This is a genomic window from Erythrobacter sp. (genome assembly GCF_023653175.1).
GTDB lineage: Bacteria > Pseudomonadota > Alphaproteobacteria > Sphingomonadales > Sphingomonadaceae > Erythrobacter.
The window spans coordinates 1-8,320 of sequence record NZ_JAMNXL010000156.1 but is presented as its reverse complement, the minus strand read 5'-3'; the positions used below and the strand labels follow the sequence as shown (position 1 = coordinate 8,320).

The 8,320-nt window shown below is 64.8% G+C and carries 8 protein-coding genes and 1 pseudogene; all 9 read right to left on the bottom strand.

Going from position 1 to position 8,320, the window contains the following annotated elements; genetic code table 11:
• A partial coding sequence (locus tag NBV68_RS15025) for a S9 family peptidase (protein ID WP_296311181.1) occupies nt 1-1,497 on the bottom strand: 1,497 nt, incomplete at its 3' end.
• Nucleotides 1,498-1,634: 137 nt separating this feature from the next.
• Nucleotides 1,635-3,149, bottom strand: coding sequence for a glycosyltransferase family 39 protein (locus tag NBV68_RS15020; RefSeq protein WP_296311179.1), 1,515 nt, complete (start codon nt 3,147-3,149; stop codon nt 1,635-1,637).
• Nucleotides 3,150-3,190: 41 nt separating this feature from the next.
• Entirely contained in the window at nt 3,191-3,688 is a 498-nt protein-coding gene (locus NBV68_RS15015) for a GNAT family N-acetyltransferase (protein ID WP_296311176.1), read from the bottom strand.
• Nucleotides 3,685-3,942: an ATP synthase F1 subunit epsilon gene (locus NBV68_RS15010; protein ID WP_296311174.1), complete on the bottom strand. Its 258-nt coding sequence runs from the start codon at nt 3,940-3,942 to the stop codon at nt 3,685-3,687. Before NBV68_RS15010 ends, NBV68_RS15015 begins: the two co-directional genes overlap by 4 nt.
• Nucleotides 3,943-3,944: 2 nt before the next feature.
• Nucleotides 3,945-4,460, bottom strand: coding sequence for a hypothetical protein (locus tag NBV68_RS15005; RefSeq protein WP_296311171.1), 516 nt, complete (start codon nt 4,458-4,460; stop codon nt 3,945-3,947).
• A gap of 4 nt (nt 4,461-4,464) precedes the next feature.
• The gene (atpD, locus tag NBV68_RS15000) at nt 4,465-5,922 is read right to left on the bottom strand and encodes a F0F1 ATP synthase subunit beta (RefSeq protein WP_296311168.1); all 1,458 of its coding nucleotides are present in this window, start codon (nt 5,920-5,922) and stop codon (nt 4,465-4,467) included.
• A 21-nt stretch (nt 5,923-5,943) separates the two neighbouring features.
• Nucleotides 5,944-6,813, bottom strand: a complete 870-nt coding sequence (locus NBV68_RS14995) for a F0F1 ATP synthase subunit gamma (protein ID WP_296311165.1) — start codon at nt 6,811-6,813, stop codon at nt 5,944-5,946.
• Between the two features lie 4 nt (nt 6,814-6,817).
• Nucleotides 6,818-7,600, bottom strand: a complete 783-nt coding sequence (locus tag NBV68_RS14990) for an FkbM family methyltransferase (RefSeq protein ID WP_296311164.1) — start codon at nt 7,598-7,600, stop codon at nt 6,818-6,820.
• Nucleotides 7,601-7,607: 7 nt separating this feature from the next.
• A pseudogene (locus NBV68_RS14985) lies at nt 7,608-8,320 on the bottom strand (F0F1 ATP synthase subunit alpha); the annotation flags it as partial.

Sequence of the window (8,320 nt, the reverse complement as noted above, 5' to 3'; positions counted from 1 at the left end):
GTTGGCGAGCACATAGGCCCCGCCCTTCTCGACCCACAGCTTGCCGGTCGAGCCGAGATAGGCGGGCAGGCGCGGCACCTGAAAGCCGCCATAGCCGGTCAGCAGCGTCGCCGTGCTGCCGTCGGCCTTCATCCCCTTGGGCTTGACGATGAAGTAGGGGATCTTGGTCCCGTCCTTGCTGACCGCCTCGTATTGCTCGACCGTGGCGCCTGCCGGATCGAAATAGGAAGGCGAGGTCTTGAGCACCGCAGGCGCGGTCTTGCCGTCGGTGTAGTACAGGGTGGTCGGCTCGAGGAAGCCGCTCACCGTGTACATGATCTGGTCGGTATCGTCCGAGGAGGCGGCGATGCCGATAGTCGCGTTGTCGGGCAGGTCGACCTGCGAGCTTGCCCACTTGCCGCCGGCAAAATTGAACTTCAGCACCTTGCCCACGACATTGTCGAGCATCGCGACATAGAGCCCGCCGGCGGTGACGGTGCTGCCCTGCTTGGTCTGGCGATAGCCCGGCGCCCACACCAGCGCCTTCTTGGCGCCGTTGGGATTGGCCTTCCATTCCTCAAGGTTGACCGCGACGAGGCTGTCGGCGGGGAAGGTCTGGCCATCCACCGCCCAGTCGACATCGGGCGAGAACAGCATGTGCCCGTCAACGATGCCGACCGGATTGGCCTTGGTGGGCAGCTCGAGCTTGAGCCACTGGCCGTCTTTCCAGACATACCACAGTCGTTCGTGGAAGCTGATCCCGCGATAGGCGATGCGGGCGTGGATCACGTGGTCATTGTCGCGCAGCAGCGCCGCGCCGGACGACACGTCCTTGGCATCGCCGCGGAAGATTTCGGGAGCGTCGGCAATGGCAGTGCCGCGCTTCCATTCGCGGGTGGTGAAGGGGTATTCGCTCTCGGTGAGGGTGCCTTCGCCGAAGTTGCGGCTGACCAGCAGGGTATTCTCGTCAACCCACTCGACCCCGCCCTGGCTCTTGGCATCGAGCACGAAGCCGCCTGCGATGAACTGCTTGGTCCTGGTGTCGAACTCGCGCAGGATCGTGGCGTCCTCGCCCCCGTCGGACAGGGCGATCATGCAGCGGTTCAATGCGGGCGGCAGGCAGGTCGAGCCCTGATAGACCCACTCCTTGCCTTCCGCCTTGGCGAGCGCGTCGACGTCGAGAATGATCTCCCACTCAGGCGCCGCGGTGCGGTAGCTTTCGAGAGTGGTGCGGCGCAGCACCCCCTTGGGGTTCGCCTTGTCCTGCCAGAAATTATACAGGCCATCGGGGCGGAAAGACACGAAGGGGATGCGGTCGGTGCTGTCGAAGATCGCCAGCGCCTCGGCCTTCAGCTGCGCATAGCGCGGATCGGCCTCGAAGGCGGCGAGGGTGCGGGCGTTTTCCTTGGCGACCCAGTCGAGCGCCTCCGGACTGCGCGCTTCCTCGAGGAAGATGTAGGGATCCTGCTCGGGCCCCGGGATGCCGTCATCGGCAAGGGCAATGGTCGATGTGCTCATGGCAAGTGCCATGGCCAGCCTCGATGCGAGTTTCAAGTGAGTCTCTCCCTGTGACGGATGCTGCACCGGCCCCGGCAAGGGGGGCGCGAAGCATCAGAATTGCAGGGAGTTGGGCCGCAATGCAAGTGCGGACCGCTTCAGCGCTCGCGGCGCACCCAGGCGGAGATGTCGCGGTGGTGGAGCTCTTCCATGGCAAGCAGGCGATAGTCGCGCGCGATCGCGGCATCGACCTGATCCTTGGCCGCGAAATTCTGCGGGGTGAGCGGCAGGTCGGCGGTGACGATCACCGGCGGACGGGTGGCGAGGATGCGCCGCACCTCGTCCTCCTGCCGCATCTCCAGCGCATCCATCTCCAGCGCATTGTTGAGGTGATCGGGGTAGATCAGCTTGGTCGGCAGGCAGCTTTCGGTCAGGCCGTAGAGCGAGGTCGGGCCGTCGAAGATCAGCAGGCACTTGCCCGCCTTTGCGTCGAGATGCGGGGCGATCGCCTCGGCCAGCCGGAAGGTCGCCGAGCGGTTCTCGTGGCTGACCCAGTACTGGTAGGGCACGATCAGCAGATAGACCGCCGCCGGGATCAGCGCGGGCCAGTTGATCTTCGCGCTCGCCTCGCGGTGGAAGAGCGGCAGGGCGAGCAGCGCGGTCGCGGGGATCAGCGCGGCAAGATAGTGGCGGTAGACGGTCGCGGGCAGGTAGGCCGTGGCCACTGCCGAAACGAGCCACAGGATCGCGAAGACGTAATGCCGCGGCAGCCCCTCGGGCCAGACGCGCTGCGCTGCACGGATGCCGAGCCAGCTCAGCGACAGCTGCACCCCGAGATAGGCGAGCATCAGCGGATGAACCCGGCCCGTGCTCGCGGGGAGGCGGTCGAAGAAGGAGATGAAGTTGGCAAAGACGTATTCGTCCCAGTAGCCCGCCGCCGCATAGCCCGCGCTGACGAGCGCGGTGGGCAAAAGGCCCATGACCCCGAAGCCCGCGGCCAGCCCCGTGAGCTGCCACAGCGGCATGCCGCGCCGCCACTGGCCCCACAGCGCCCAGAGGCCGAAGAACAGGCATTGCGGAACCGCAGTGTACTTGATCTGGAGCGAGACCCCGCCGATCAGCATCGCGAGCAGCGCGCGAGCCACGGCACGCGGGTGCTCGGTGTCGCGCACCAGCGCCGCCATCGCGACCAGCATCGGGATGAAGAACACCTCGGAATTGCCCGAATGCGCGTCGTTGATCGCGCAGAGCACGACGTAAAGTGCACCGCCCGCGGCGGCCGTCATGCGGTCGGTCTGGGCGCGGGCGAGGTGGAAGACCATCACCGCGCCCCCCAGCGTGAACAGCGCGCCGGCCACCTGATAGGCCGCCGAGCCGGGCCCGCCGATCGCATGGAAGGCCGCGAACAGCGCGAACAGGCCCCACGGCTTGCGGTCCCACAGGTCGACGAAGGGCACCGCGCCATGCAGCATCTGGTTGCCGATCAGCGAATAGAGCTGCTCGTCGACATCGGCATTGGGATCGCCGATCCACGCCCCGCGCACGAAGAACGTGAACAGCGCGAGCGCCAGCACGATTACGAGGTCGCTGCGCGCCAGCAGTGAAGGCGCAGGAGCAGCGGCCGGGCGGATATCCGAAGACATGAACATGGCCGCAGGCTCTGCCACGGACATGGTTAATTTTCCGCGAGGGCCGCGGCAAATTCCGTCGGCGGTCAGCCGAGCGGGCGTGTGAGATAGCGGACGGTCTTTTCCGGCGTCAGCGCGGCCGACCCCGCTTCGACGAAGCCCATCGCCGCATGGAACGCATCCGATCCCGGATTGGGCGGCTGCGAATTGACTTCGCAGGCCAACAGGTCGTGCCCGGCCTCAAGGGCGAGATCGAACAGCTGCTCGTAGAGTTTGCGTGCAAGGCCCAGCCCGCGCGCCGCCGCGTCGACCACAATCCGGTCGACATAGACGAAGCGTTCGAACCGGTCCCTGAACCAGAGAAAATTGGGGCTGTCGTAGTCGGCGCGCTGGTCGAAGGTGAGGAGCAGGGCCTGCGTCTCGGGCACGTAGAGGGCCGCAAAGGCGCTCATCACCATATGATCGAACCGCGCCGGCTCAAGCCAAGAGGTTTCGAGCGCGCTCCGGTTGTTCAGGGCCAGCAGGCCCTCGCGCAGGCCGTGATCGTTGTCGAGAGCCGCGCGGTCGAGCCTCAGCCCGATCACGCTTCGACGTGTTCGGCGAGGACCGTGAGGCCCTTCTCGCTTACCTCGGCAAAGCCGCCGCGGACTTGAATGATTTCGGGGACAGCGCCTTCCTTGGCGAAGACCTGCACCGCACCGTCGCGGATCGTGCTCATGAAGGGCGCATGGCCCTCAAGCACGCCGAATTCGCCCTCGGTGCCGGGGACGACCACCATGTGGACCTCTTCCGAACGGACGAGCTTGGCGGGGGTGACGAGTTCGAAGTGGAGGGGCATTCTCAGTTCGCTTTCTCGGTATACGACACGGTCAACAAGGGACCATTCGGATTCTTGACGACGGTGACTTGCTCGCGCCGCCGCTTGTCCGGCGAAAGCTTGATCCACACCCCGCCGCTGACGGCTTCCTTCCGGCGATCGACAAGGACGGTGAAGCCGAATGTCTCGATCTGGCCGATAACGAAGTCGCCGAACGACAGCGCACGCTCGCTCGACAGGCTAACCGCGCAGGAACGATTTGCGGCCTCAAAGTCGACGATTGCCACCCCGTTGGGATACTCGGCCTGCCAGTCGCCCGGGCGACCGGGCAAGGTCGTCAAACCGAAATCGCTCAGACGGACCGCATCCGGAGCGACCTTGCCCGACACGAGCGCCGGGCAGAGGCTGAAGATCGAGTGCAGGGCAGTTTCGTAAACGTCCTTGGCAGGCGCCGGAACGGTCTGCGCCTGTGCTGACGCCTCACCGGCAAGCGCCGCTGCGCAAAATCCCGCAGATAGCAAGACCGTGCGCAGCGCCAACGCCTTACGCCTCTTCAGCCAGCTTCTTGGCCTTGGCGACCGCCTGATCGATCCCGCCGACCATGTAGAAGGCGCTTTCGGGCAGGTGGTCATATTCGCCGTCGACCACCGCCTTGAAGCTCTTCACCGTGTCTTCGAGCTGCACGAAGACGCCCGGAATGTTGGTGAAGACTTCCGCGACGTGGAAGGGCTGGCTGAGGAACTTCTGGATCTTGCGCGCACGAGCGACCGTGAGCTTGTCCTCTTCCGACAGCTCGTCCATCCCGAGAATGGCGATGATGTCCTGCAGGCTCTTGTACTTCTGCAGCACTTCCTGAACGCGGCGGGCGGTGTCGTAATGCTCCTGCCCGACGACGCGCGGTTCGAGCACGCGGCTGGTCGAGTCCAGCGGGTCGACCGCCGGGTAGATGCCGAGCTCCGAAATCGCGCGGCTGAGGGTGGTGGTCGCGTCAAGGTGCGCAAACGAGGCGGCAGGCGCCGGGTCGGTCAAGTCGTCCGCGGGAACGTAGATCGCCTGCACCGAGGTGATTGAACCCTTGGTGGTCGAGGTGATGCGCTCCTGCAGCTTGCCCATGTCGGTTGCCAGCGTCGGCTGGTAGCCCACCGCCGAGGGAATACGGCCGAGCAGCGCCGACACTTCCGAACCGGCTTGCGTGAAGCGGAAGATGTTGTCGACGAAGAACAGCACGTCCTGGCCTTCGACGTCGCGGAAATATTCCGCCATGGTCAGGCCCGACAGGGCGACGCGCGCGCGGGCGCCCGGGGGCTCGTTCATCTGGCCGAAGACGAGCGCAACCTTGGAGCCTTCCGAGGTCGCATTGCCCTCGGCGTCCTTGGCGATAACGCCCGCATCGAGGAATTCGTGGTAGAGGTCGTTGCCCTCGCGGGTGCGCTCACCCACGCCGGCGAAAACCGACACGCCGCCGTGGCCCTTGGCGATGTTGTTGATGAGTTCCTGGATCAGCACGGTCTTGCCGACGCCCGCGCCGCCGAACAGGCCGATCTTGCCGCCGCGCGCGTAAGGCGCGAGCAGGTCGATCACCTTGATGCCGGTGACGAGGATCGCAGCTTCGGTCGACTGGTCGACGAACAGCGGGGCATCTGCGTGGATCGGCATGGTGCCTTCCGCGCCGATGGGCCCGCGTTCGTCGATCGCTTCGCCGATGACGTTCATGATGCGGCCGAGAACCTTGGGGCCGACCGGAACGCTGATCTGCGCGCCGGTGTTCACGACTTCGCTGCCGCGGGTCAGGCCCTCGGTCGCGTCCATCGCGATGGTGCGCACGGTGTTCTCGCCAAGGTGCTGGGCGACTTCGAGCACCAGCGTCTTGTCGCCGTTCTTGGTTTCGAGGGCAGTGAGGATCGCGGGCAGTTCACCGGGGAACTGCACGTCGACGACAGCGCCGATGACCTGGCTGATGGTGCCGTTGGTGGTCTGGTTGAGAGCGGGGGCGGTGGCCATGATTGTTTCCTTGGCTTTCGATTAGAGCGCTTCAGCGCCCGCGATGATTTCAATAAGTTCGGTGGTGATCGCGGCCTGGCGGCTGCGGTTGTACTGGATCGTGAGCTTCTGTATCAGATCGCCCGCGTTGCGCGTGGCGTTGTCCATCGCGGTCATCGAGGCGCCCTGTTCGGAAGCCTCACGCTCGAGCAGCGCGCCAAACAGCTGGGTGCGCACGTAGCGCGGCAGCAGTTCCTCGAGGATTTCCTCTTCGCTGGGCTCATAGTCGACAACCGATTCCGCTTCGACCGCATTGGTCGGGGTGGGCACGGGGATCAGCTGGTTCACCGTCGGGTCCTGCGCCAGCGCCGACTTGAAGGTCGGGTAGATCAGGTGCGCGACATCGAACTGGCCGGCGTCGAACATCGCGATCAGCTCATCGGCGATGGCTTCGGCCTCGGTGAAGCCCGGGGTCTTGACCGTGCTGGTGTCGAAGCCTGCACCGATCAGCGAAGGGTATTCGCGCTTCAGCGGCGCGCGGCCCTTCTTGCCGACGAGGTAGAACTCGACCGACTTGCCCGCCGCCTGCAATTCGCGCGCCTTGGCCTTGGCGGCCTTGACGAGGTTGGAGTTGAGACCGCCGCACAGGCCCTTGTCTGTGTTGACCACGACAAGGAGGTGCTTCTGGTCAGCACCGGTGCCAGCCAGCAGCTTGGGCGCGGCAGAACCCGACACCTTGCCCGCCAGTGACGCCATCACCGCGCTCAGCCGCGTGGCATAGGGCCGACCGGCCTCGGCCGCAGCCTGGGCACGGCGCAGCTTGGCAGCCGCGACCATCTGCTTGGCCTTGGTGATCTTCTGGGTCGACTTGACCGAGTTGATCCGGCCCTTGAGTTCCTTGAGTGAGGGCACTGGGCTAGTCCTGAATTGTCCTGCCATGCGGCAGGAAGAGGAAGTTGTTGATGTAGTTGCGCGCACCTGTGCCGTCTTGCCAGTCGGGTGAACCGGCAGGCGGCTGGTGACGCTGAAGATCGAAGGTTGCCAGTGGCAGCCATTCGCCATCGCGCATGAACCAGCCACTATAGTCAAGCTGCCCGAGCCGTTCGGCAATTCTGGCTAATCCGCCTTCATTGTGCCGCTCTTCGATCTCGATCAGCAAGATCGGTTGGTCGCGGCCAAGGGTAGCCATCGCGCCTTCGACGACTTGTTCCTCGAAACCTTCGACGTCGATCTTGATGAAGCTTACGGTGGGGAGCTCCATGCTGTCGAGCCGACAGGTCGGAACCGAGACAACCTTGGTTGGCCCATCGCCAAACGCATCGGAACGCAGGCTGGCAAACGCGTGGCCGGCATCAACCCCGCGCGGCATCGTCAGCTCCGCCGTCCCGTCGACGTTCGACAGAGCGACCTGCCGCATTTCGACATTGGGCAGACCCAGTTCGCTCACCAGCTTCGCCAAGTCAGGGTTCGGCTCGAAAGCAATCACCTTCCCGCCCAGCTTCGACAAATGATACGAATACACACCGATGTTGCAGCCGACGTCGAGGCAGTAATCCTCGGCCTTTACAAAACGGGGGAGTTCGCGAAGCTCGCGTTCGCCGCTACCCTCGCCCTGCTTTTCGTAAAACGCCGTGAGCCGCTGCTTGCGCAACGGTCCCGGCATCAGCCGTAAGGCAAGGAATTTGGCGTCCGCGAGCATTGCAGTCTTACGCGAACTGCTTGCCGAAGGCTTGCAGCGCGGCCTTGGTCTTGTCTGCGACTTCGCCTTCGAACTTCTTGCTGGTGCGGATCTCGGTCAGCACGTCACCGTGTTCGCGGCGCATGAAGTCGAGCATCTGGCTCTCGTATTCGTTGACGCGGTTCACCGGGATCGCATCGAGGAAGCCGTTGGTGCCGGCATAGATCGAGACGGTCTGCTCCTCGAACGGCATCGGCGCAAACTGCTTCTGCTTCAGAAGCTCGGTGAGGCGCGCGCCGCGGTTGAGCAGCTTCTGCGTCGCCGCATCGAGGTCCGAGCCGAACTGGGCGAATGCCGCCATTTCGCGGTACTGCGCCAGATCGAGCTTCATCGAGCCCGAGACCTTCTTCATCGCCTTGGTCTGGGCGGCACCGCCGACGCGGCTCACCGAGAGACCCACGTTGATGGCGGGGCGGATGCCCTGGTAGAACAGGCCGGTTTCAAGGAAGATCTGGCCGTCGGTGATCGAGATCACGTTGGTCGGGATGTAGGCCGACACGTCGCCCGCCTGGGTCTCGATGATGGGGAGGGCGGTCAGCGAGCCGTGGCCGTTTTCCTCGTTCATCTTGGCCGCACGCTCGAGCAGGCGGCTGTGGAGGTAGAACACGTCGCCCGGATAGGCTTCGCGGCCCGGAGGACGACGCAGCAGCAGCGACATCTGGCGATAGGCCACGGCCTGCT

Coding starts and splice junctions, on each gene's coding strand:
- NBV68_RS15020 (WP_296311179.1), bottom strand. CDS start 3,149: ATGTCCGTGGCAGAGCCTGCGGCCATGTTCATGTCTTCGGATATCCGC.
- NBV68_RS15010 (WP_296311174.1), bottom strand. CDS start 3,942: ATGCCCCTCCACTTCGAACTCGTCACCCCCGCCAAGCTCGTCCGTTCG.
- atpD (WP_296311168.1), bottom strand. CDS start 5,922: ATGGCCACCGCCCCCGCTCTCAACCAGACCACCAACGGCACCATCAGC.
- NBV68_RS14990 (WP_296311164.1), bottom strand. CDS start 7,600: ATGCTCGCGGACGCCAAATTCCTTGCCTTACGGCTGATGCCGGGACCG.